At 73.4% G+C, this 23,743-nt stretch carries 19 protein-coding genes and 1 other RNA gene; 13 read left to right on the top strand and 7 right to left on the bottom strand.

Annotated elements, in window-relative coordinates; translation table 11 throughout:
* Nucleotide 1 precedes the first annotated feature (1 nt).
* From VGE38_RS13800 to VGE38_RS13780, 5 genes are read left to right on the top strand one after another with little or no spacing between them, the layout of a single operon-like run.
* A complete protein-coding gene (locus VGE38_RS13800; protein ID WP_331143126.1) occupies nt 2-1,606 on the top strand; it encodes a thiamine pyrophosphate-binding protein in 1,605 nt (534 codons plus the stop codon).
* On the top strand, nt 1,603-2,769 hold the full coding sequence (locus VGE38_RS13795) for a Glu/Leu/Phe/Val family dehydrogenase (protein WP_331143125.1): 1,167 nt from the start codon (nt 1,603-1,605) through the stop codon (nt 2,767-2,769). Before VGE38_RS13800 ends, VGE38_RS13795 begins: the two co-directional genes overlap by 4 nt.
* A complete protein-coding gene (locus VGE38_RS13790) occupies nt 2,766-4,199 on the top strand; it encodes an aldehyde dehydrogenase family protein (protein ID WP_331143124.1) in 1,434 nt (477 codons plus the stop codon). The genes VGE38_RS13795 and VGE38_RS13790 overlap by 4 nt, the downstream gene beginning before the upstream one ends.
* Nucleotides 4,196-5,113, top strand: a complete 918-nt coding sequence (locus tag VGE38_RS13785; RefSeq protein WP_331143123.1) for a DMT family transporter — start codon at nt 4,196-4,198, stop codon at nt 5,111-5,113. Before VGE38_RS13790 ends, VGE38_RS13785 begins: the two co-directional genes overlap by 4 nt.
* A gap of 29 nt (nt 5,114-5,142) precedes the next feature.
* Complete coding sequence (locus VGE38_RS13780) at nt 5,143-6,189, top strand: NAD(P)/FAD-dependent oxidoreductase (protein WP_331143122.1); 1,047 nt, start codon at nt 5,143-5,145, stop codon at nt 6,187-6,189.
* Between the two features lie 29 nt (nt 6,190-6,218).
* Here VGE38_RS13780 and VGE38_RS13775 read toward each other — a convergent pair whose 3' ends face one another.
* The 3 genes from VGE38_RS13775 to rnpB all read right to left on the bottom strand — a co-directional run bounded on the left by VGE38_RS13775 (nt 6,219) and on the right by rnpB (nt 8,333).
* The gene (locus VGE38_RS13775; protein WP_331143121.1) at nt 6,219-7,157 is read right to left on the bottom strand and encodes a S1C family serine protease; all 939 of its coding nucleotides are present in this window, start codon (nt 7,155-7,157) and stop codon (nt 6,219-6,221) included.
* Nucleotides 7,158-7,226: 69 nt separating this feature from the next.
* A complete protein-coding gene (locus tag VGE38_RS13770) occupies nt 7,227-7,826 on the bottom strand; it encodes a hypothetical protein (protein ID WP_331143120.1) in 600 nt (199 codons plus the stop codon).
* 122 nt (nt 7,827-7,948) lie between these two features.
* An RNA gene (gene rnpB / locus VGE38_RS13765) (RNase P RNA component class A) lies at nt 7,949-8,333 on the bottom strand.
* Nucleotides 8,334-8,543: 210 nt separating this feature from the next.
* On the opposite strand from rnpB, the gene VGE38_RS13760 reads away from it, so the two are divergent.
* From VGE38_RS13760 to VGE38_RS13750, 3 genes are all read left to right on the top strand, one after another.
* Complete coding sequence (locus VGE38_RS13760) at nt 8,544-8,960, top strand: tetratricopeptide repeat protein (protein ID WP_331143119.1); 417 nt, start codon at nt 8,544-8,546, stop codon at nt 8,958-8,960.
* Nucleotides 8,961-9,057: 97 nt separating this feature from the next.
* Nucleotides 9,058-9,258 (top strand): hypothetical protein, encoded by a 201-nt coding sequence (locus tag VGE38_RS13755; RefSeq protein ID WP_331143118.1) that lies wholly within the window; start codon nt 9,058-9,060, stop codon nt 9,256-9,258.
* On the top strand, nt 9,255-9,515 hold the full coding sequence (locus VGE38_RS13750) for a hypothetical protein (RefSeq protein ID WP_331143117.1): 261 nt from the start codon (nt 9,255-9,257) through the stop codon (nt 9,513-9,515). The genes VGE38_RS13755 and VGE38_RS13750 overlap by 4 nt, the downstream gene beginning before the upstream one ends.
* 3 nt (nt 9,516-9,518) lie before the next feature.
* Here VGE38_RS13750 and VGE38_RS13745 read toward each other — a convergent pair whose 3' ends face one another.
* Complete coding sequence (locus tag VGE38_RS13745; RefSeq protein ID WP_331143116.1) at nt 9,519-10,661, bottom strand: PQQ-dependent sugar dehydrogenase; 1,143 nt, start codon at nt 10,659-10,661, stop codon at nt 9,519-9,521.
* A gap of 187 nt (nt 10,662-10,848) precedes the next feature.
* On the opposite strand from VGE38_RS13745, the gene VGE38_RS13740 reads away from it, so the two are divergent.
* Nucleotides 10,849-11,778, top strand: coding sequence for a hypothetical protein (locus VGE38_RS13740; protein ID WP_331143115.1), 930 nt, complete (start codon nt 10,849-10,851; stop codon nt 11,776-11,778).
* 69 nt (nt 11,779-11,847) lie between these two features.
* Here the strand turns inward: VGE38_RS13740 and panB are convergent, their stop codons facing one another.
* Nucleotides 11,848-12,708 carry a 3-methyl-2-oxobutanoate hydroxymethyltransferase gene (panB, locus tag VGE38_RS13735; RefSeq protein ID WP_331143114.1) on the bottom strand — a complete coding sequence of 287 codons (861 nt, stop codon included), beginning with the start codon at nt 12,706-12,708 and terminating at the stop codon, nt 11,848-11,850.
* Nucleotides 12,709-12,848: 140 nt separating this feature from the next.
* On the opposite strand from panB, the gene VGE38_RS13730 reads away from it, so the two are divergent.
* Nucleotides 12,849-13,604: a class I SAM-dependent methyltransferase gene (locus VGE38_RS13730; RefSeq protein ID WP_331143113.1), complete on the top strand. Its 756-nt coding sequence runs from the start codon at nt 12,849-12,851 to the stop codon at nt 13,602-13,604.
* 12 nt (nt 13,605-13,616) lie between these two features.
* Here VGE38_RS13730 and VGE38_RS13725 read toward each other — a convergent pair whose 3' ends face one another.
* Nucleotides 13,617-16,181, bottom strand: coding sequence for an ABC transporter permease (locus VGE38_RS13725; RefSeq protein ID WP_331143112.1), 2,565 nt, complete (start codon nt 16,179-16,181; stop codon nt 13,617-13,619).
* Complete coding sequence (locus VGE38_RS13720; protein ID WP_414690956.1) at nt 16,181-16,945, bottom strand: ABC transporter ATP-binding protein; 765 nt, start codon at nt 16,943-16,945, stop codon at nt 16,181-16,183. The genes VGE38_RS13725 and VGE38_RS13720 overlap by 1 nt, the downstream gene beginning before the upstream one ends.
* 120 nt (nt 16,946-17,065) lie before the next feature.
* Here VGE38_RS13720 and VGE38_RS13715 point away from each other — a divergent pair, with 120 nt between their 5' ends.
* From VGE38_RS13715 to VGE38_RS13705, 3 genes are all read left to right on the top strand, one after another.
* The gene (locus VGE38_RS13715; protein WP_331143111.1) at nt 17,066-19,153 is read left to right on the top strand and encodes an NAD(+) synthase; all 2,088 of its coding nucleotides are present in this window, start codon (nt 17,066-17,068) and stop codon (nt 19,151-19,153) included.
* Between the two features lie 161 nt (nt 19,154-19,314).
* Complete coding sequence (glnA, locus tag VGE38_RS13710; protein WP_331143110.1) at nt 19,315-20,652, top strand: type I glutamate--ammonia ligase; 1,338 nt, start codon at nt 19,315-19,317, stop codon at nt 20,650-20,652.
* Nucleotides 20,653-20,698: 46 nt separating this feature from the next.
* A complete protein-coding gene (locus VGE38_RS13705; protein WP_331143109.1) occupies nt 20,699-23,701 on the top strand; it encodes a bifunctional [glutamine synthetase] adenylyltransferase/[glutamine synthetase]-adenylyl-L-tyrosine phosphorylase in 3,003 nt (1,000 codons plus the stop codon).
* The last annotated feature ends 42 nt before the right edge of the window (nt 23,702-23,743 follow it).

The following is a 23,743-nucleotide window of genomic DNA, read 5'->3' as shown; positions in this document are numbered from 1 at the left end:
CATGGCCACCGCATCTCTGCCCGGAACCATGACCGGGGGCGAGGCCCTCGTCGCCGCCCTCGTCGACCACGGGGTCGAGGTCGTCTTCGGGATCCCCGGGACCCACAACCTCGAGATCTACAAGCACCTCGCGCTGCGGGGCGTGCGCCACGTGAGCACCCGCCACGAGCAGGGCGCCGGCTACGCCGCGGACGGGTACGCCCGCACCACCGGCAAGGTGGGCGTCGCGGTCGTCACGAGCGGCCCGGCCCTGCTCAACGCCGCCACCGCGGTCGCCCAGGCATGGTCGGACTCCGTGCCGGTGCTCGTGGTCTCGCCCGGCCTGCCGCTGCGCCACCCGGCGACCGGCAACGGGCTGCTCCACGAGACCCGTGACCAGGGCGCCGCGCTGCGCGCCGTCTGCGCCGCCAGCCTGCGCGCGACCAGCGTCGCGGAGATCCCCACCACGGTGGCGCAGGCGTTCGCCCTGATGACCGCCGGCCGGCCCCGCCCGGTGCACCTGGAGGTGCCCCTCGACGTGCTCGAGGAGACCGCCGAGGTCGCCGCGGTGGCACCGGTCCCGCAGGCGACGCCGATGCCGTCGGAGCGGTCGTTGGCCGACGCGGCCGTCCGTCTCGAGGGCGCTCGGCGGCCTGTGCTCATCGTCGGTGGCGGCGCGAAGCGGGCGGCGACCGAGGTCCGCGAGCTCGCCGAGCGCCTCGGCGCACCGGTGGTCACGACCATCAACGGCAAGGGCGTGCTGCCCGAGGACCACGAGCTTGCCCTCGGCGCCGGCGTGCACCTGCCTGCCGTGCGGGCGCTGGTCGAGGAGGCCGACGTGGTGGTCGCGATCGGCACCGAGCTGGCGCCGGCCGACCTCTGGTACGGCCCGCTGCCGGTGGCCGGCAAGCTGGTCCGCGTCGACATCGACCCGGTCGGTGCCGTCACCAACGCCACGGCGGAGACGGTGCTGCTGGGCGACGCCGCCGTGACGCTGCGCGAGCTCACCAAGCGGCTGGGTCGGACCCCGGCTGAGCCCGACGTGGCGGCGTGGCGCGAGCGCAAGCGGTCCGACGCGCGCCGTGAGGGCGCGGAGTGGACCGCGCTCACCGACGCGATGGGCCCGGCGCTGCCGCGTGACGCCATCTTGTCGACCGACAACGCCATGGCCTGCTACTACGGCGCGATGGCGAATGTCGCCACCCACACGCCGGCGTCGTTCCTGTTCCCGACCGGCTACGGCACGCTCGGCTACGGCCTCCCCGCGGCGATCGGCGCCAAGGTCGGCAACCCCGACCGACCGGTCGTCGCCATGCTCGGCGACGGCGGCGTCATGTTCACCGTCCAGGAGCTGGCCACCGCGGCCGTGCTCGGCATCGCCCTGCCCGTCGTCGTCGTCGACAACAGCGGCTACGGCGAGATCCGCAACGAGATGGTCGAACGGCACGACCCCGTCCACGCCGTCGACTTCCCGGCCCCGGACTTCGCGGCGCTCGGCCGCGCGCTCGGGTGCCACGGCGTCAGCGTCGACGACCCCGCCGACGTCACCGCCGCCATCGAGACGGCGCTCCGCGCCGACCGACCCACCGTCATCCACGTTCGCATGCCCGAAGGAGTCACCGCATGAGCTCCCTGCTCGAGATCACCTGGACCGACCCGGTCACCGGCTGCCGGGGGTACGTCGTCATCGACACCCTCGTGCGAGGCCTGGCCAGTGGCGGCCTGCGCCTGCGCAAGGGCTGCACGCTGGAGGAGGTGCGCGGGCTCGCCCAGGGCATGACCCGCAAGGAGGCGCTGGTCTACGACCCGGCCGACCGCTACATCCCGCTCGGCGGCGGCAAGGGCGGCATCGACGTCGACCCGGCCGACCCGCAGGCCCACGAGGTGCTGGCCCGGTTCATCGCGGCCGTGCGCCCGGTGGTCCGCGAGCAGTGGAACACCGGCGAGGACTTCGGGCTGCGGCAGGAGACCATCGACAAGGTCGCCGCCGACCTCGGGCTGCCGTCCACGGTCGAGGCCGTCTTCGCGACGCTCGACGACGCGCCGGCGGCCCGCGAGCGGCTGGCCGAGGCGTTCGCCGTGATGGTCGGTGGCGTCTCGCTCGGCGACCTCGTCGGCGGCTACGGCGTGGCGCGGGCGGCCCTCGAGATGGCCGCCCGTGAGGGCATCGCCGAGCCCACCGCCGTCGTCCAGGGGTTCGGCTCGATCGGCGGTGCCGCGGCCCGCTACCTCGCCCGCGCCGGCGTCAAGGTCATCGCGGTCGCCGACCGGGACGGTCTCATCCGCAACGACGCCGGCCTCGACGTCGAGGCGCTGCTCGCGGCGCGCGACGGTCTCGGTGTCGTCGACCGGTCGGTGCTCACCGACGTCGAGCTGGGCGACCGGGACGCGTGGCTCGACGTACCGTGCGACCTGCTGGTGCCCGCCGCGATGTCGTACGTCATCGACGCCGCCGACGTGGACCGGATCCAGGCGCGCCTGGTCGTCGAGGGCGCCAACATGCCGACCCTGCCGGAGGCGGAGGCCGCGCTGCACGAGCGCGGTGTCGCGGTCGTGCCCGACTTCCTCGCCAACGTGATGACCAACGCCTGGTGGTGGTGGATCGTCTTCGGCGACATCGAGCCGACCGAGGCGTCCTCCTTCGCCAAGATCGACGCGGTGATGCACCGGCTCGTCACCCGCGTCGCCGAGGCGGCCGACGAGTCCGGGCGGACCCTGCGCGCCTGCGCGCTCGAGGTCGCGGCCGACAACGCACGCGCCGTGACGGAGCGTGTCGGGATCGTGGGATGACCAGCGCGCTGGTCACGCTGCGCGATCGCACCGAGATCCTGGTCGACGGCGCCTGGCGGCGTCCGGTCGGTGGCGGTGTCACGGAGGTGGAGGACCCGGCGACCGGCACGGTCGTCGGGACCTCCGCCGACGCGGGGCCCGAGGACGTCGACGCGGCCGTCGCAGCGGCGCGGCGCGCGTTCGCCGGGTGGTCGGTCACGCCGCTGGAGCAGCGGCTGCACGTCCTGCGGGGCTGGCTGGACCGGCTCGAGGCGCGCCACGACCTGCTCGTCGACACGATCGTCAGCGAGGTGGGCGCTCCGGTGGCCCTGGCTCGGGACGCCCACGTCGGCATGGCGCTCGACGTGCTCCGGGCCTACCTGGACGAGGCGCGCGCCGTGCACTGGCAGGAGCGCATCGGCAGCTCGCTGGTGTTCCGGGAGGCGGCCGGGGTCGCGGCCTGCATCACCCCGTGGAACTGGCCGCTCTACCAGGTGCTCGCCAAGATCGGCGGCGCGCTGGTCGCCGGCAGCACCGTCGTGCTCAAGCCCGCCGAGCTGACGCCGCTCTCGGCGTACCTGCTGGCGGACGCCGCCCTCGAGGCTGGGCTGCCCGACGGCGTGCTCAACCTGGTCCCGGGCAGCGGACGCGTGGTGGGGGAGGCGATGGTGACCCACCCCGACGTCGACGTCGTCTCCTTCACCGGCTCCACGGGCGTCGGCGTGCGGATCTCGCAGCTGGCCGCGCCCGATGTCAAGCGGGTCTGCCTCGAGCTGGGCGGCAAGTCGGCCAGCATCGTGCTGCCCGACGCCGACCTGGACCGCGCCGTGCCGGCGAGCGTGCAGGGGGCGATGCTGAACTCCGGGCAGACCTGCAGCGCCTGGTCGCGGCTGCTGGTGCCGCACTCGCTGGTGCCCGAGGTGCTGGAGCGCGCGGCGGCCGAGGCCGGGCGGATGACGGTCGGCGACCCCCGCCGTGATGACACCGAGCTCGGCCCGGTGGCGTCGGCCACCCAGCGGGCCACCGTGACCGGCTTCGTCGAGCGAGCGGTAGCCGCGGGGGCCCGTGTGGTCGCCGGCGGCGTGGACCAGCCGCGCGACGGCGGCTACTTCGTCGCGCCGACCGTCGTGACCGACGTCGGCCGCGACGCCGAGATCGTCCGCGAGGAGGTGTTCGGTCCCGTCGTCACCGTGCAGGGCTACATCGACGAGGTCGAGGCGGTCGCCCTGGCCAACGACTCGTCGTACGGCCTGCACGGTGCGGTCTGGTCCGGCGACCAGGAGCGGGCGCTCGCGGTCGCGCGGCGGCTGCGCACCGGTCAGGTCGACCTGAACGGCGCCGCCTTCAATCCCGCGGCGCCGTTCGGCGGGTACGGCCGCTCCGGCAACGGGCGCGAGCTGGGTCGCTACGGCATCGAGGAGTTCCTGGAGACCAAGTCGGTCCAGCTGTGACCGCCACGGCGGTCCGGCCGGATCGTCGTACGGCGCGGCTGGCCGCCGGCGCCCTGGTCGGCGTGACGGCGGTGTGGGGCTCGACCTTCGCCCTGTCCAAGGACCTGCTCGAGCGGATGCCGGTCACCGACTACCTGGGCCCGCGGTTCCTGCTGGCCGCGGCGGTCGTGGTGCTGGTGCGGCCGCTGCTGCTGCGGTCGCTGACGCGCGACCTGGTGACCACGGGCGTCTGGCTGGGGGTGATCTACGCCGCCGGACAGCTGCTGCAGTTCGAGGGGTTGCTCCACACCGCTCCGACGGTCTCCGCGTTCGTCGTCTCGCTCTACGTTGTGTTCACGCCGTTGCTCAGCGCGGTGGTGCTGCGGGTGCGTCCGGACCGTATGACGCTGCTGGCGACGGTGCTCGCGGTCGCGGGCGTGGCGGCGATGTCGCTGCGGGGCTGGGCGTTCGGCACGGGGGAGACGCTGACCGTCGTCTCGGCCGCGCTGTACGCCGTCCACATCCTCGCGATGGCGCGGTGGGCGCGACCCGGTCAGGCGTTCACGCTGACCTTCGTGCAGCTGGTCACGATCGGCGCGCTGCTCACCGCGGTGGGCGCCGTGGACGGGATCGAGCTGCCGTCGCGGGGAGACGTGCCGGCGTTCCTGTACCTCGCGGTGATCGCGGCAGCGGGCGCGCTGCTGGTGCAGACGTGGGCGCAGGCACGGCTCTCGTCGGCGCACGCCGCGGTCCTGATGGTGCTGGAACCGGTGTGGGCCGCCGCCTTCGGCGTCGCGCTGTGGAGCGAGCGGGTCGACGTGCGCACGGTGCTCGGCGGCGCGCTGATCCTGGGCGCCATGGTCCTGGTGGTCGCCCGACCCCGGGCCGACGAGCTCGACGAGGCGCTGGTCGAGCCGGCGCCGTTGCACCCCTGACCCTGGCCGACACCGAACCGGAGGAGAGCATGCAGCACTACGACGTCGTGGTGGTGGGCGGCGGGATCGCGGGCGTCTCGATCGCCCACGAGCTTGCCGCGGACCGCTCCGTCTGCGTCCTGGAGGCCGAGCGTGAGCTGGCCGCACACACCACGGGCCGGTCGGCGGCGACCTGGGTCGCGGGCTACGGCCCGCCGGTCGTCCAGGAGCTCACCCTCGCCAGCCGTGCGTTCTTCGACGACCCGCCGCTCGACGTACCGGGGCCGTTGGCCGTGCCGCTGCCCTGCCTCTACGTCGGCACGGCCGAGACGGCCGACGCCGCCGCCCTCGCCGACGGCGTGGTCGCGGCCACCGGCGGGTCGGCGGTGACGCCCGAGGAGGCCGAGCGGCTCGCCCCGGTGCTGCGCCCGGGCGCCGTGACCTGCGCCGTACTCGATCCCACCGCTGCCGAGCTCGACGTGCACGGCCTGCACCAGGGCTATGTGCGGGGCCTGCGCTCCCGCGGCGGCGTCGTACGCCGCTCCGCCGCGCTCGTGGCTGCCCGCCGCGCCGGCGGCTCGTGGCACCTGACGACCGCCGAGGAGGAGCTCACCGCGGACGTCGTCGTCAACGCCGCCGGCGCGTGGGCCGACCAGGTCGGCGCCCTCCTCGGCAGCCGCGGGCACGGCCTGGAGCCGCGCCGCCGCAGCGTCTTCGTGTCGCCCACCACGGCCGCCGTCGACGGGCTTCCGTTCACCTGCGATCTCGCCGGCGGGTGGTACGTCAAGGCCGAGGGTGACGCGGTCCTGTGCTCCCCGGAGGACGCATCCCCACACGAGCCCGGCGACCCGCGGGCCGACGAGCTCGAGATCGCGCGCGCCATGGAGGCGATCAACGACGTCACGACGCTCGGCCTGCGCAGCGTCCGCACCACCTGGGCCGGGCTGCGCACCTTCGCGCCGCACGGCGAGCCGGTGGCGGCGTGGGACGCCGACGCGGACGGACTCTTCTGGCTGGCCGGCCTCGGCGGCTACGGCATCCAGATCGCCCCCGCCCTGGCGACCCGCTCCGCGGCGGCGGTCCGGGGCGTCGGCTGATCCCCTCGGACGGGTCGGCCCGGATCGTCTCAGTCGGCGAGCTCGGAGGGCACCGCCACCGCGTCGACCAGGGCCCCGTTGCGCAGCACGGTGATCTCCATGCGCTGCCCGATGGCGTTGGCGAAGAGCCGCCGCTGCAGCGACTGGGCATCGCCGAGCGGGACGCCGTCGACGGCCAACACCACGTCGCCGGCGTGTAGGCCCGCGGCCGCTGCCGGGCTGCGCTCGATCACCTCGACCACGCGTAGCGCCCGCCGCTGACCGAACCGCTCGGCCTGGCCGGGTGTCAGTGAGGCCGGCGTGCTGACCAGGCCGAGGTAGGCCCGCCGTACCCGGCCGTCGTTGACCAGCGCCGCGATGATGCGGTGCGTGGTCGCGTTGATCGGGACGGCCAGGCCGAGCCCGATGCCGGCCACGGCGGTGGCGATCCCGACCACGCGGCCGCGGCTGTCGGCGAGCGCGCCCCCGGAGTTGCCGGGGTTGAGGGCCGCGTCGGTCTGGATGACGTCCTCGATGAGGCGCGCGGTCGTGCGCGTGCGCGCCGGCATGCTGCGGCCCAGAGCGCTGACCACGCCGGCGGTCACGGTGCCGGACAGCCCCAGGGGGTTGCCGACGGCCACGACCAGCGAGCCGACCAGCAGGGTGTCGGCGTCGCCGTACTCAGGTGGGCTGGTGAGTGGCCGGTCGGCGCGCACGACGGCGAGGTCGGAGAGCGGGTCGCGGCCGATGACCGAGAAGCGGGCGACGGTGCCGTCGGCGAGCTCGGCGCTGCCCCCGTCGGCATCGCCCACGACGTGCGCGTTGGTGAGCAGGTGGCCCTCATCGGTGAGCACCACCGCCGAGCCGCCGGCCTCGCCCCGGCTCGACCGGATGCGCAGCGCCGCCACGCGGGGCGTCAGCTGCGCCGCGACGGAGGTGACGATGGCGGAGTAGGCGTCCAGTGGGTCGTCGCCGGGATCGCTCGGCATGTCAGGTCGAACGCCTCGGCCCGGTCCGGTGTTCCAGCCGGCGCAGCCGTCCCGCAGGCCCGCGTCGCCTCAGCCGGCTGAGCTGAACCAGGGATGGCGCAGGTCGTAGAACCGGGCGCCGCTCATGGCGTAGTCCAGCTCGGCCCGCACGTCCTCGGGCGGCTCGGTCTGCTCGCCCTTGCGGGCGCTGGCCTCGTCGGTGAAGGCGACGGTCTCGGTGAAGGTGCCGTCCGGCTCGATGGCGAGCGTGGCGCCGAGGATGTCGGGCCGCATCTCGTGCAACCTGGTGGGGTCGGACGTCATCAGCGCCTTGAGCCGCGACGGGTCGTCGACCTTGCCCTGGATGACCTGCACGAAGCCGGCGTCGTCGGAGCCGCCGCCCATCATGAGCGTGACGTCGTCGGAGTCGTGGAAGGTGACCTCGCCGTCCATCAGCGCCATCATCTGCTCGGCCCAGGCGCCCTGCTCGGGTCGGGCGGAGTTCGCCATGGCCTTCTCGCGGCTCTCGAACCGGACCACGCCGACGAACTGGTTGTCGTCGGTGAAGCCATAGGTGCCGCCGAGCCAGCCGTCGGCGCCGGGCGCCAGCTCCTCCTGCCACCGGTCGGCCAGCGCGTGCAGCTCGTCCTGCCGCGTGCACGTTCCCTGAATGATCTGAATGAACACCATGGCCTCCGTTTCTCAAGGCCGCCTCCGGGTGAGGTGGTCTCGTGTCCGACTTCCGACGCTAGATCCGTCGGTCGCGGCGGTCCATAGCCCGCACCGCGTCCGGCTGGGACAGGAGGCGTGCGCGGACGGGCTGGCCTGTAAGCCGGGTTCTGTCCCTCTCGCGAGGGGGCGACCATCCATCTCGGGCCACCGTTGCCGGTGGCCTCCAGCGGTCTACCCGGATGCTCGGGCGGGCAGCCCTCCCGGTGACGAGCACCGTCGCATCCTGTCTGACCTTGCTCCAGGTGGGGTTTACCTAGCCGGACCGGTCACCCGGCCCGCTGGTGGTCTCTTACACCACCGTTTCACCCTTACCGCCCTGCACGCAGGGAGGCGGTCTGCTTTCTGTGGCACTGTCCCGCGGGTCACCCCGGGTGGGCGTTACCCACCACCTTGCCCTGTGGAGCCCGGACTTTCCTCGACCTCCTCCGGTCACCCGGAGTCGGACGCGGTCGCCCGGCCAGCCCGTCACGCGCTCGCAAGGGTACGGCGCCCGGCGTCGTCCCGCACCTCGGGTGCATGTTCGTCGAGGTATGCAGGGACATGGGCGCTTCCCGTGCGGAGTTCCGCACGGGAAGTGCAGGTTCGGCTGCATACCTCGACGAACAGGCGCGCACCGGTACGTCGGAATGCCAGCCCGCCGCGAGGTGTTCTCGCACCGTGACCACGGAGGAGCCCATGGACGAGTTCGAGCTGCAGCCGCCTGCGATCGTGTTCCCCGACCAGGCCGGGCCCGCGGCGGCGTACCGCACCGCCCACGACCTGCTGGCGCGCCGCGCGCCGGTGGAGGCGCTGGAGGTGCTGGAGCCTGCCCTCGCCGAGGACCCTCGCAACACCGGGCTGCGCAGCCTGCGGGCGTGGGCCTACCTGCTGCGCGCCCAGCTCGGCAAGGCCGAGGAGGAGCTGCGCGGACTGGTCGAGGACACCCCCGACGACGTCTGGGCGCGCCATGCGCTGGGCCGGGTGCTGGAACGGCAGAACCGGCTCTCCGAGGCGCTCCCACAGCTGCGGCTCGCGGCCGTGATGAGCGACGACGCGGACCATCACGCGGCGGTACGGCGCGTCGAGCGGCGACTCTCCGCGCCGAGCAACTGAGCGTCGCGGCGCCGACGTCCTCCGACGCGATGCCCGGTCGGCTCTCGGGCCAGCTCGGCGGCCACTGAGCCGCCGTACGCCCGTGTAGTTTCGGGGCATGGACTACGACACGCGGGAGTTCTGGTTCTGCCTCAAGCACCAGCAGGTCGAGGAGCGGGAGGGCTGCCCCAACCGCGACCGGCTCGGGCCGTACCCCACGCGCGCCGAGGCCGAGCTGGCGCTGGCGAAGGTCGAGGAGCGCAACGAGGCGTGGGACCACGACCCGGCCTGGAACGACGAGGACGAGCCGCAGGAGTGAGCGAGCCGGTCTCGAAGTGGCCGTTCGTCGGCATGGGCGGCATGGCCGCGGTGCTCTTCCTGTACGCCGCCAGCGGGCTGCTCGCCCCGCCCTGGGCGGTCGCCGGGCTGGTCGCGGTGTGGCTGGTGGCGTTCGTCGTCGCCTGCCGCTGGTGGTCGCGTCGGCCCGGCTGGGTGCCGTTCCTGCCCGTCGCGCTGGTCGCGGTCTGGTTCGCGGTCGTCAACGCCGGCGGTGCCTGGCTCGGCTGGTCCGCCTGAGGCTCACCGGCTGGGGCGGCGTACCCGCAGGATGCGGTCCTCCCCGTCGCCGTTGTCGGTGGTGACCAGCAGGTCGCCGTTGCGGGCGACCACGGCGGTCCGCAGGCGGCCGTGGCCGGTCAGCGCGGAGCGCTCGGCGGTCAGCCGGCCGGAGCGGTCGAACCGCAGCAGGATCAGCTTGCTGTGCTTCAGCGCAGCCACCGCGAGCCAGCCGTTGAGGCCGCGCCAGCCCCTGCGCGGCAGGAACGTGCCGCCGCTGGTGGCGTCGGTCGGGACACCGGAGCTCCAGCGTGCGCTCTGCTGGGTGCCCGGCAGCGCATGGTTGGTCATCGGCACGTCCTCGTCGTAGCCGGGCCCGGGCTGCCAGCCGTAGTCGCCACCACGCACCAGCAGGTTCACCTCGTCGTCGCGGTCGGTGCCCTGCTCGATGGACCACAGCGTCCCATCGGCGCGCTGGGTCAGGCCCTGCACGTTGCGGTGGCCGTAGGTAAAGATCAGCCGGGTCCGCGCGTCGGGGCTGCTGAGGAACGGGTTGCCCGGCCAGGCGGCGCCCGTGAACCGGTGCAGCCGCAGCGTCTTGCCGCCCAGCGACGACAGGTTGCGCGGGTTGGTCTCGTCGGTCGCGTCGCCGGTGCCGACCAGCAGCGATCCGTCCCGCGCGATCAGCAGCTGGCAGCCGCCGTGTCGCCCGCTGCGGCTGATCGGCATCCCGCTCACCAACGTCCGGACCAGGCGGGCGCGGCGCAGCTTCGGACCCAGCTTCCACGCCGTCACGCGGACGTCCTGGCTGCCGCCGGCCCGCCATCCCTGACAGGTGTAGATGCGCCGGTTCCTGGTGAACCGGGGGTCGGCCTCGACCGCCATCAGACCGGTCTCGCCGCGCGACACCAGCTGCGCTCCGGCCAGCCGGACGGGGCGCTTGCGGCCGGCCCGCACGATGCTGAGCCGCCCGCCGCGCTCGGTGACCAGCAGCCGGCCCTTCGGCAGCGGCTCCACGTCCCACGGGTGGTCGAGCCCGCCGACGACGGTGCTGACGCGCAGCCGGGGGAGCGCCGCCTCGGCCGGTGGTGTCCCCAGGGCGGTCAGCAGGCCGGCGACCATCGTGCCGGCGACGGCGGTGGCGAGCGTTCCGAGGCTGCGTCGCATGCCGCCACGGTAGCCCGATCGAGTCGCCGCGTAACGGCCTCGGAAGTGGAGCCTTTGGCCCCGCTCACCCCGCCGCGGGATGGCCGAAGGCTCCACTTCCCGTGCACAGCGGCCCGCCGGCAGCGGTCGTCCCCAGCACCGAACGACCAGCCCGCGACCGGGGGACGATCCGACCGAGTCTCGGGGCATGACCGACCAGCAACGCAGGGTGCGCCGGAGAGGACCGGCCTGGGTCCGTCTCGCCCAAGGCGTGCACCGCCCTGCCGAGGCCAGCGACGTGTTCCTCACGGACCTGCACGCCTGGGCGGAGCGGCTCCCGGACGGCGCCGTCTTCACCGGGCTGACGGCCGCCCGACTCCGGGGGCTGTGGGTGCCGCCCATGCCAGCCGACCTCCCGCTGTTCGTCGCGGTGCCGCGCTCCGCCACGCATTCGAAGCGGGCGCAGGTCGTGGTGTCGCGCGAGACGCCGTCACCTCGGTCGGAGCTGGTCGACGGCCTGCGGGTCGCTCCGGTGCCGGCGACGCTGCTGGCCTGCGCCCGCGACCTCGGGACCCTCGATCTGGTGGTCCTCGTCGACTCGGCGCTCCACCTCGGGCTGTGCACGGTGGCCGACCTGAGAGCGGTCGCGGCACCCCGCCGCAAGGGTGCCCCGCGGCTACGGCGCGCGATCGACCACGCCGACGCGCGGTCGGAGTCGCCGTACGAGACCTTGCTGCGCCTGCTGCACCTGGCCTGCGACGTGCCCGTCGAGCCGCAGCCGGAACTGCACGACGACACCGGCGTCTTCCTCGGCCGCGCTGACTTGCGAATCCGCGGGACCACCACGTTGCAGGAGTACGACGGCGCCGACCACCTCGAGCGGTCGCGGTACCGCCGCGACCGTCGTCGTGACAGCCGGCTCGCCGGTGCCGGGTACGTCCGGCACGGCTACGTCGCCGAGGAGGTTCTCGCCAAGGCGATCGGCATCATCCGGAACGCGGAGGCTGCCCTCGGGCTGCCGCACGACCCGCGTCGTGTCCGGCCGTGGCATGCACTGGTGCGGGCGTCGCTGTTCAGCGAGGCCGGCACGGCGGCCTTCGGCAGGCGGCTGGGGCGCACCAAGCAGCGTGCCGCCTGATCAGTGGAGCCTTCTGCCACCTATCCGGCGCTAGAGGTGGCAGAAGGCTCCACTCAATCGGGCGGGGCGTCAGAAGGTGTGCTCGGGACCCGGGAACGAGCCGTCCTTCACATCGGCGGCGTAGGCACGGGCGCCGTCGAGGAGCGTCGCGCGCAGGTCGGCGTACTGCTTGACGAAGCGCGGCATCCGGCCCGACCGCAGCCCGAAGGCGTCCTGCCACACCAGCACCTGGCCGTCGCAGCCGTTGCCGGCGCCGATGCCGATGGTGGTGATGGTCAGCTCCTTGCTGATCCGCTCGGCGACCTCGCCGGGCACCATCTCCATGACGACCGCGAACGCGCCGGCGTCGGCGACGGCCCGGGCGTCGGCGACGATCTTGTCGGCCGCCTCGCCGCGGCCCTGGACCCGGTAGCCGCCCAGCGCGTGCTCGGACTGCGGGGTGAAGCCGATGTGCGCGATGACGGGGACGCCGCCGGCGACCAGCTTCGCGATGGTGGGTGCCATCTCGGCACCGCCCTCGAGCTTCACACAGTGGGCCAGGCCCTCCTTCATGAAGCGCACCGCGGTCAGGTAGGCCTGCTCGGGGGAGGCCTGGTAGGAGCCGAACGGCAGGTCGCCGACCACCATCGCGCGCTTCACCGAGCGTGCGACGGCGCGGGTGAGCGGGATGAGCTCGTCGACCGTGACGGGCAGCGAGGTCTCGTTGCCGAAGACGTTGTTGGAGGCGCTGTCGCCCACCAGCAGCAGCTCGATGCCGGCCTCGTCGAAGATCTGCGCGGTGTACATGTCGTACGCCGTCAGCATCGTGACCTTCTCGCCGCGCTCCTTCATCTCCCGGAGGTGATGGGTGCGGATCTTGCGGATCGCCGGTGCCTTGTCGGCGGTCGAGCCGCCGCCGTACGGCGCGGTCTCTTCGGGGGCGTTGCTCATCGTCGAGCCTCTCGTGTCATCTCGCGGCTCCCTGCTGAAGTCCACGGACCGCTTCTCAATCTAGGACCCCAGTCCTGGGGAGAGGAGCCCACTGACCCTGTGGCCCTGGTCACCCGGGGGGGGGGGGCTACGGTGCCGGCATGTCGTTCGACGTCAGCGCAGACGCCTACGCCGCGTTCATGGGCAGGTACGCCGAGCCGCTGGCCGACCGCTTCGTCGAGCTGCTCGATCCGCAGCCGGGCGAGCGGGCGCTCGACGTCGGCGCCGGCACCGGTGCCCTGGTCACGCGCCTCGCGCAGCGGCTCGGACCCGGGGCGGTGGCGGCGGTCGAGCCGATGCCGGCCTTCGCCGAGCACCTCAGGCAGCGCGTCCCAGCGGTCGACGTGCGGCAGGGCCACGCCCAGGAGCTGCCGTTCGGCGACGGCGAGCTGGATCTCGTCACCGCCCAGCTCGTCGTCAACTTCGTCCCCGACCCGGTCGCCGGCCTGCGAGAGATGAGGCGGGTGGCCAGGACGGGGGGACGGGTCGCCGCCTCGGTGTGGGACCACGACGGTGGTCGGGGCCCGCTGTCGCCGTTCTGGGCGGCCGCGCACGAGGTCCGGCCCGACGTCGTCGACGAGGGCACGGCCGTCGGGTCGCGGCGCGGCCAGCTCGCCGAGCTCTTCGCCGGCGCCGGCCTCGAGGTCGTCGAGGACACCGAGCTCACGGTCACCGTCCACCACCCCGACTTCGAGGAGTGGTGGGAGCCCTACACCTTCGGGGTGGGGCCCGCCGGCGAGTTCGTGCGCGGCCTCCCCGAGGCCGACCGCGACGAGATCCGGAGGATCTGTCGCGGCCGGCTCGGTGACGGCTTCGACCTCACTGCCACGGCGTGGGTCGTCGTGGGCCGCGCCTGACCGGCCGCCCGGTCACTCCGTGGCGATCGCCTGCAGCACGTTGAGGCGAGCTGCGCGAACGGCCGGGAGCACGGCGGCCAGCACCCCGACCACGACGGCGATGACCAGGAACGCCACGAGCTGGCCCAACGGCAGCCCGAGGGTGGTGAGCTGGTCGGCCAGGGTGCGCTGCAGCATCACGCCGATGACGACGCCGACGACCATGCCCATCACCGCGCCGAGCACCGCGATGGCGACCGACTCCAGGGTGACCATCCGCCGCAGCCGGGCCCGCGACATGCCGATCGCGCGCAGCAGCCCGATCTCCCGGGTCCGCTCGATCACGCTGAGGCCGAGCGTGTTCACGATGCCGATGACGGCGATGACGATCGCCAGCGCCAGCAGGCCGTAGATCATGTACAGCAGCTGGTTGACCTGGCCACGGATCGACTCGGCGAACTCCTCGCGGTCGTAGACCGCGATGATCTTCGCGTCCTCGACCGCCGCGTCGAGCGCCTCGTGCACGGCGGTCGCGTCGGCGCCCGGTGCCAGGTCGATGCTGATCGAGGTGTCCTGGCGGTTGATGCCGGCCTCGGCCAGGCGCTCCAACGGCAGGCTGATCGCCCCGGTCACCTCGGTCGGCTCGTAGATGCCGCCCACGGTGAGGTCGAGCGTGCGTCCCGCCGGGAACCCGAGGGTGAACGCGTCGCCCACCGTCCAGCCGCGCTCCTTCGCGAGGTCGGCGTCGACCAGTGCGGTGTCGCCGCTCAGCCGCTGCTCGCCCTCGACCATCTCCAGGCTGTAGATGTCGTCGAAGGTCGCGTCGTTGCCGGCGACGTACGTCGTCTCGCCCGGCCCCTTCTCCGCGTCGTCGAGGAGCAGCGCGCTGGCCCACTGCTGCCGGGCCACGGTGCCGACGCCGTCCACATGCTCGAGCGCGTCGCCGACCCCGGTCGGGAACGGCATGAAGTTGGTGCTCTGGACCAGGAAGTCGCTGGTGAACTGCTCGTCGACGATGTCGTCGACGGTCTTGTTCATCGACGCCGCGAGCACGCCGATCGTCGAGACCAGCGCCAGCCCGATCATCAGCGCCGACGCGGTGGCGCCGGTACGGCGCGGGTCGCGCAGCGCGTTCTCACCGGCCAGCCGGCCGGTGGTGCCGAAGAGCCGGCCGAAGATGGCGCGGCACGCGAGCAGCACCGGGCGCCCGGCGACCGAGCTGATCGCGGCCAGCGTCAGCACCCACAGCAGCGCGCCCGCGCCGACCCAGGCGGCGTCCGAGCCGGGGGCGTCGAGCAGTCCGGCGACGGCCAGGCCGGCGCCGAGCAGCAGCACGACGGAGCCGATCAGCGTCCGGCGCCGCAGCGACCCGCGGGCACCGGCGCTCTCGCCCCGCATCGCGGTGACGGGCGCGACCTTGCCGGCGCGGCGCGCGGGCAGGTAGGCGGCGAGCACCGTGACGACGACGCCGACCAGGTAGCTGACGACGATGGTGCGCGGCGTCAGCACCAGCTGGGAGCTGGCGATGTCGAGGCCGACGGAGCGGAACAGCGCCGCCAGGCCGCGCGCCAGCAGCCAGCCCAGCCCGATGCCGACGGTGGCGGCCACGACCGCCATGACGGCAGCCTCGACCAGCACCGAGCGGGTGACCTGCCGACGCGAGGCGCCGAGCGCCCGCAGCAGGGCCAGCTCGCGGGTGCGCTGGGCGACCAGGATCGTGAAGGTGTTCACGATGATGAAGCCGCCGATCACGACCGCGATGATCGCGAAGACGAGGAGGAAGACCGAGATCACGCCGAGGAACTCGTTGATGGCGCTCTCGGACTCCTCCACCACCGTGTCGCCGGTGGCGGCCTCGAACCCGTCGGGCAGTACGGCGGCGGCCGCCTCGGCCAGCTCCTCCTGCGAGACCCCGTCGGCGGCGGTGAGGCTGACGGTCGTGAAGGCGTCCTGGCCGCCGAGGAAGATCTGCTGGGCACCGGCGGTGTCGAAGATCAGCAGCGTCGAGCCCGCCGTACCGCCGCCGTTGAACTCCGCGGTGCCGACGAGCGTGGCGGTCCGCTCGAGCTCGCCGTACGGCGCCAGCAGACCGACCTCGTCGCCGATCTCGTAGCCACCGCGCTCGGCGGCGCCCTCGTCGAGCGCGATCTCGTCAGGCTGCTCGGGCCAGCGGCCGTCCTGGAGCACCAGGATCTGCTCGCCGGCCATGTTCGGCGCGGCGGTGTGGTTGAACGCCAATGTCGGGGCACCGGTGCCGCCGACGACGCTGCCGTCGGTGTCCAGGAGGTTCATGCCGAAGCCGTCGACGTTGCCGTCGGCGCGCGCGACCTCCGGGAGCGCGGCCAGCGCCGCGACGTCCTCGGGACCGAGCGTGGCGCTGCTGACGCCGGCCTCGCCGGCGGTGAAGGACTCGGCGCCCTCGACGCGCACCAGGCCGTCGGCGGTGGTGCCCTTGACGATGCTGTCGAAGGTCGCCGACAGGCCGTTGCTGAAGACGAGCACGCCGGAGAGGAACGCGACGCCGAGCACGATCGCGAGCCCGCTCATGAGCAGGCGCACCTTGCGCGCCAGCAGGTTGCGAAGGGTGAGCTTGAGCATCAGGCGACACCCGGCGAGACGGTCTGCAGCGAGGCCATGCGCTCGAGGATCTGCTCACGGCTGGGGCGGGAGAGCTCGTCGACGACGCGTCCGTCGCGGAGGAACACGACGCGGTCGCAGTACGACGCCGCCACCGGGTCGTGGGTGACCATGACGATGGTCTGGCCGAACTCGTCGACGCTGCGGCGCAGGAAGCGCAGCACCTCCGCGCCCGAGGTGGAGTCCAGGTTGCCCGTCGGCTCGTCGGCGAAGACGATCGAGGGCTGGCTCATCAGGGCGCGGGCGCACGCGACGCGCTGCTGCTGGCCGCCGGACATCTCGCTGGGTCGGTGGCCCAGCCGGTCCCGCAGGCCGACGGTGTCGACCACGGTGTCGAACCAGGCGGGGTCGGGCTTGCGGCCGGCCAGGTCGAGGGGGAGCAGGATGTTCTCCTTGGCGGAGAGGGTGGGCACCAGGTTGAACGCCTGGAACACGAACCCGATCCGCTCCCGGCGCAGCTTGGTGAGGGCCTTGTCGCCCAGCGAGCCGACCTCGACGCCGTCCACGACGACACCACCGGCGGTGGGGGTGTCGAGCGCGGCCAGGCAGTGCATGAGGGTCGACTTGCCCGAGCCGGACGGCCCCATGATCGCGGTGAACTCACCGGCCCGGAAGTCGATGGTCACGCCGTCGAGGGCGCGGACCTCGGAGTCGCCGGAGCCGTAGGTCTTGTGCAGGTCACGAGCGCTCGCCGCGACGGCGGGCGCGTCCTGAAGGGTGGTCATGGGTCAACCCTCCCGCACCGTCACGTCGGCGCGCGATCCGGATTCCCCCTGAGGTCGACCCCGACGGGGCCCGGGGGTCGCCTCCAGGGGCCCGTGGCGTCGCGTCCCTAGACTCACGGCGTGGACTTCTACTCCGCCTACGCCCACGGGTTCGCCCGGGTCGCCGCCGTCACCATGCCGATCGCGGTGGCCGACCCCGAGACCAACGCCCGCACCGTGATCGAGCAGGCGCGGGCCTGCCACGACGACGGGGCGGCGGTCGCGATCTTCCCCGAGCTGTGCCTGAGCGGGTACGCCGTCGACGACCTGTTCCTCCAGGACACCTTGCTCCGGGCGGTCGAGGCCGCCATCGCGCAGATCGTGGCGGCCTCCGAGGAGCTGACGCCGCTGCTGGTGGTCGGTGCGCCGCTGGTGCACTGCAACCGGGTCCTCAACACCGCCGTCGTGATCCACGACGGCCAGGTGCTCGGCGTGGCACCGAAGTCGTACCTGCCGACCTACCGGGAGTTCTACGAGCGCCGCTGGTTCGCTCCCGGCGACGACATCGACGGCTACATCAGCGTTGCGGGCGAGGAGGTCCCGATCGGGCCAGAGCTGCTGTTCGCGGCCACCGACGTGCGCGGGCTGGTGCTCCACGTCGAGGTCTGCGAGGACATGTGGGTGCCGGTGCCGCCGAGCGCCCGGGCGGCGCTGGCCGGGGCCACGGTGCTGGCCAACCTCTCCGGGAGCCCGATCACCGTCGGTCGCGCCGACGACCGCAAGCTGCTGGCCAGCTCGGCGTCGAGCAGGTGCCTGGCGGCGTACGTCTATGCGGCGGCGGGCCAGGGCGAGTCGAGCACCGACCTGTCGTGGGACGGGCAGACGATGGTCTACGAGATGGGTCAGCTGCTGGGGGAGAGCGAGCGGTTCCCCGACGGCCCGCGGCGCACCGTGGTCGACGTCGACCTGGACCGGATCCGCATGGAGCGGATCCGCACCGGCACCTTCGACGACAACCGTCGCGCCCTGGAGGAGCAGACCTCGGGCTTCGACGTCATCGAGTTCGAGCTGGGCCTGGAGGAGGGGCTGCTGGCCGGTGACCGGGGGCTGCGCCGCAAGGTGGACCGGTTCCCGTTCGTGCCCGACGACCCGGCCCGGCTCGAGCAGGACTGCTACGAGGCCTACAACATCCAGGTCTCCGGCCTGGAGCAGCGGCTGCGTGCCATCGGGCAGGGCAGTGGGTCGCAGCCGAAGATCGTCATCGGCGTCAGCGGTGGCCTGGACTCCACCCACGCGCTCATCGTGGCGGCCAAGACGATGGACCGGCTCGGCCGGCCACGCAGCGACATCCTCGCCTTCACGCTGCCCGGCTTCGCCACCTCGGAGACCACCAAGGGCAACGCCGTCGCGCTGATGGAGGCCCTCGGGACGACGTACGAGACCATCGACATCACCAAGGCCGCCCTGCAGATGCTCGGCGACCTCGGGCATCCGTTCGCCTCGACAGGCTCGACAGGCTCGACGAGCGACCCGAGCGTCTACGACGTGACGTTCGAGAACGTCCAGGCCGGCCTGCGCACCGACTACCTGTTCCGGGCCGCCAACCAGCGCGGGGGCATCGTGCTCGGCACGGGCGACCTGTCCGAGCTGGCGCTGGGCTGGTGCACGTACGGCGTCGGCGACCAGATGTCGCACTACAACGTCAACGCCGGCGTCCCCAAGACGCTGATGCAGCACCTGATCCGCTGGGTCATCTCCCACGACCAGTTCGACGAGGCGACCAACGCGGTGCTGGCGGAGATCCTCGACCAGGAGATCTCGCCGGAGCTCATCCCGGTCGCCGAGGGGGAGAAGCCGCAGAGCACCGAGGCCAAGGTGGGTCCGTACTCACTGCAGGACTTCACGCTCTTCCACGTGCTGCGCTACGGCTACCGGCCCAGCAAGATCGCGTTCCTCGCCTGGCACGCCTGGCGGGACGCGGCCGAGGGGGACTGGCCGCCGGCGTACCCCGAGGCCGGCCGCAAGGACTACGACCTCGACGAGATCCGGTCCTGGCTGGAGGTGTTCATCAAGCGCTTCTTCGCCCACCAGTTCAAGCGCTCGGCGCTACCCAACGGCCCCAAGGTCGCCGCCGGCGGCGCGCTCTCCCCGCGCGGGGACTGGCGGATGCCGTCCGACGCCTCGCCCGCCGCCTGGCTCGCCGACCTGGAGCAGGTGCCGTTCTTCTAGCGCTCAGGCAGCTGGTGCCGCTGGGAGCGGCTGTTCATCGAGGTATGCAGCTGAACTGGCACTTCCCGTGCGGAGTTCCGCGTGGGAAGTGCAGCTCTGGCTGCATACCTCGATGAACAGGCAGGGCGGTCGACCGGCCTGGCCGTCGATAGGGTGCAGCCATGGGTAAGCAAGAGGACTTCGTTCTCCGCGCGCTCGAGGAGCGCGACGTCCGGTTCGTCCGGCTGTGGTTCACCGACGTCCTGGGCTTCCTGAAGTCGGTCGCGGTGGCTCCGGCCGAGCTGGAGGGGGCGTTCGCGGAGGGCATCGGCTTCGACGGCTCGGCCATCGAGGGGTTCGCGCGGGTGCAGGAGTCCGACATGCTCGCCAAGCCCGACCCGGCGACGTTCCAGATCCTGCCGTGGCGCGACCAGGGCCCGGCGACGGCGCGGATGTTCTGCGACATCGTGATGCCGGACGGCTCCCCGTCGTACGCCGACCCGCGGTTCGTCCTCAAGCGGACCCTGAGCCGGGCCGCCGAGAAGGGGTTCACCTTCTACACGCACCCCGAGATCGAGTTCTACCTGTTCAAGGACCGGCCCACCGACGGCGTGCCGCCGGTCCCGGTCGACTCCTCGGGGTACTTCGACCACACCGCCCAATCCATGGGCGCCGACTTCCGCCGCGAGGCCATCACCTACCTCGAGGCGATGGGCATCAGCGTGGAGTTCAGCCACCACGAGGGCGGCCCGGGGCAGCAGGAGATCGACCTGCGCTACGCCGACGCCCTGTCGACGGCCGACAACATCATGACCTTCCGCACCGTCATCCGCGAGGTCGCGCTGAGCCAGGACATCTGGGCCTCCTTCATGCCGAAGCCGCTGACCGAGCACCCCGGCTCCGGCATGCACACCCACGTCAGCCTCTTCGAGGGCGACACCAACGCGTTCTACCAGGCCGGCGCGGAGTACGGACTCTCGGCGACCGGGCGGCAGTTCATCGCGGGACTGATGCGTCACGCCCCCGAGATCAGCGTGGTGACGAACCAGTGGGTGAACTCCTACAAGCGCATGGCCGCCGGCGGCGAGGCCCCCTCCTACGTCTCCTGGGGCCACAACAACCGCTCCGCCATGGTGCGGGTGCCCATGTACAAGCCGGCGAAGGGCCAGTCGACGAGGATCGAGCTGCGCACGCTCGACGCCGCCTGCAACCCCTACCTCGCCTTCGCGGCGGTCCTGGCGGCCGGCATGAAGGGCATCGAGGAGGCCTACGAGCTGCCGCGCGAGGCCGAGGACGACGTCTGGGCCCTCACCGACCGGGAGCGCCACAGCCTCGGCATCGACCCACTGCCGACCAACCTGTCCGAGGCGATCAAGGTCGCGGAGTCCTCCGAGCTGCTCGCCGAGACGCTCGGCGAGCACGTCTTCGACTACTTCCTGCGCAACAAGCGCGCGGAATGGGCGGAGTACCGGCTCCAGGTCACCGCGTTCGAGCGTGACCGGATGCTGCCGGTCATCTGAGGCGCTGGGTGATGCGAGCAGCCAGCATCCGGCAGCCGGCGGACCGGTGAGCCGCTCCGGCCGGCTCGACCGGCGCGGCACCCTGCTGCGCCTGGGGTTCGCCGACACCGACGCGGCCGTCGCGGCGCTGGCTCGGCTCGGCCCGTACGCCGACCCGCTGCTGCCGGTCCTGGGGCTGACCGCCGACCCGGACCTGGCGGTCGGCGCGCTGGCACGCGTCGTCGAGGCGGCGAGCGAGGAGGGCAGCGACGGCGGACTGCCCGGACTGGTCGAGCAGCTGGCCGCCGACGAGGGCGCCGCGACCCGGCTGCTGGCGGTGCTCGGCGCCAGCGAGGCGCTCGGCGACCACCTGGTGCGTCACCCCGAGCAGTGGCGCGACCTGACCGATCCGGCGCTCGGCACGAGCCGGCCGCCGGCGTACGCCCTGCGGGAGGCGCTGCTGCGCGCCGTCGGCGCCGACCCGCACACGGCGTCCCCGACGGCGACCCTGCCCGAGGAGCAGGCCACCGACGCGTTGCGCGTGGAGTACCGCCGCCTGCTGCTCCGGCTCGCCGCCCGCGATCTCGGCCACGGCCTCGCCGTGGAGGACGCCGCCGCCGAGCTCTCCGACCTCGCCGCCGGCACGCTCGAGGCCGCGCTGGCCGTGGCCCGCAGCGTCACTCCGGACGCCGACAGCGCCCGGCTGGCCGTGATCGCGCTGGGCAAGTGCGGCGGCCACGAGCTCAACTACGTCTCCGACGTCGACGTGCTCTTCGTCCACGAGCCGGCCGAGGGCGCCGACCCCGACGTCGCGCTGCGGGCCGCGACCCAGCTCGCGAGCCGGCTGATGACGGTGTGCACCGCGTTCACCGGCGAGGGCACGATCTGGCCGGTCGACGCGGCGCTGCGGCCGGAGGGGAAGGCCGGCCCGCTCACCCGGACCCTCGCGGGCATGCGCGGCTACTACGAGCGCTGGGCCAGCACCTGGGAGTTCCAGGCGCTGCTCAAGGCCCGGCCCGCCGCCGGCGACCTGGCGCTGGGCGCGGAGTTCGTGGCGACGGTCGAGCCGCTGGTGTGGTCGGCCGCCGAGCGCGAGGGCTTCGTCACCGACACCCAGGCGATGCGGCGCCGGGTGGTGGCCCACATCCCCGCCAAGGAGGCCGAGCGCCAGCTCAAGCTCGGGTCCGGTGGGCTGCGCGACGTGGAGTTCGCCGTGCAGCTGCTGCAGCTGGTCCACGGCCGTGCCGACGCGGGCCTGCACCGCCCCGACACGCTGGGTGCGCTGCGGGCGCTGACCGAGGGCGGGTACGTCGGCCGGGAGGACGGTGAGGCGCTCCGCGACGCCTACGCCTTCCTGCGCACCCTCGAGCACCGGCTCCAGCTGCACCGGCTCCGGCGTACGCACGTCGTCCCCGAGGACGAGGAGTCGCTGCGCCGCCTGGGCCGCAGCATGGGCTTCCTCAAGGACCCGGTGGCCACGCTGGACCGCACCTGGCAGCACCACCGCCGCGAGGTCCGCCGGCTGCACGAGAAGCTCTTCTACCGCCCGCTGCTGAGCGCGGTGGCGAGCCTCCCGGGCTCGGAGGCGCGGCTCAGCCCCGAGGCCGCCGGCACCCGGCTGGCCGCTCTCGGCTACGAGGACCCGCGGGCCGCGCTGCGCCACCTGGAGGCGCTGACGGCCGGCGTCTCGCGCCGCGCGACGATCCAGCGGGCGCTGCTGCCGGTGCTGCTGCAGTGGTTCGCCGAGGGTCCTGACCCCGACGCCGGCCTGTTCGGCTTCCGCCGGATCAGCGAGGCGCTCGGCAGCACGCCGTGGTACCTGCGCACCCTGCGCGACGAGGGTCTCGTGGCCGAGCGGCTGGCCCGGCTGCTGTCCACGTCGCGCTACGCCACCGCCCTGCTCGAGCGCGAGCCCGAGGGGGTGCGGATGCTCGGCGACCCGCTCGAGCCGCGGCTCAGCGAGGCGGTCGCCGAGGAGATGCGCGCCGCGGGCAGCCGGCGGGGCGACGCGGAGGAGGCGGTGCGGGCGCTGCGCGCCGTACGCCGTCGCGAGCTGCTGCGCATCGCCGCCGGCGACCTGCTCGGACTCGTCGACGTGGCCGAGGTCGGCGCCGGCCTCTCCCGGCTCACCGACGCGACCCTCGAGGCGACGCTGGCCGCCGTGACCGCGGCGGTCCTCGCGCAGCAGGGACTCGACGAGCCGCCGACCCGGATCGCGATCGTCGCCATGGGCCGGTACGGCGGCCTGGAGCTGTCCTACGGCTCCGACGCCGACGTCATGTTCGTGCACCAGCCGGTCGACGGAGCCGACCAGCACGAGGCGACCAGCTTCGCCCGGACCGTGGTGGGGGAGCTGCGCCGGCTGCTGGCGCTGCCCGGTGCCGACCCTGCTCTCGAGGTCGACGCCGACCTGCGTCCGGAGGGACGGCAGGGACCGCTGGTGCGGACCCTGGACTCCTACGCCGCCTACTACGCCCGCTGGCACGAGGTCTGGGAGACCCAGGCGCTGCTGCGGGCCGACGCGGTCGTCGGCGACCCTGACGTGCGACGCGCGTTCACTGAGGTCATCGACCCGGTGCGGTTCCCCGCCGGTGGGCTGAGCGAGGACCAGGTCCGGGAGATCCGGCGCATCAAGGCCAGGGTCGACGCCGAGCGGCTCCCGCGGGGCGCCGATCCCGCGACCCACCTCAAGCTCGGCCGCGGCGGGCTGGCCGACGTGGAGTGGACAGTGCAGCTGCTGCAGCTGCGGCATGCTGCCAAGGTGCCCGGGCTGCGGACGCCCCGCACGCTGGCGGCACTGACCGCCGCCCACGAGGCCGGGCTGCTCGCCGCCGACGACGCCGCGACCCTGACGGCGGCGTGGCGGCTCTCGAGCCGGCTGCGCAACGCGATCACCCTGGTGCGCGGCCGTCCCGCGGACCAGCTGCCCACGGACGCGCGCGAGCGGCGCGCCGTGGCCGCCGTGCTGGGCTATCCCGACGGCGCCACCGACGAGCTGAGCAACGACCACCTGCGGCTGACCCGCCTCGCGCACGGCGTCGTCGACCGGGTGTTCTGGGACGACGCCTGACCCCAGGATTTCCGTCCACCAGAACCGCTGTCGCTACTCTCG

This window comes from Nocardioides sp. (genome assembly GCF_036405735.1).
Taxonomy (GTDB): domain Bacteria; phylum Actinomycetota; class Actinomycetes; order Propionibacteriales; family Nocardioidaceae; genus Nocardioides.
The sequence above is the reverse complement of the archived record's forward strand: the minus strand, read 5'-3'. Positions and strand labels throughout refer to the sequence as shown.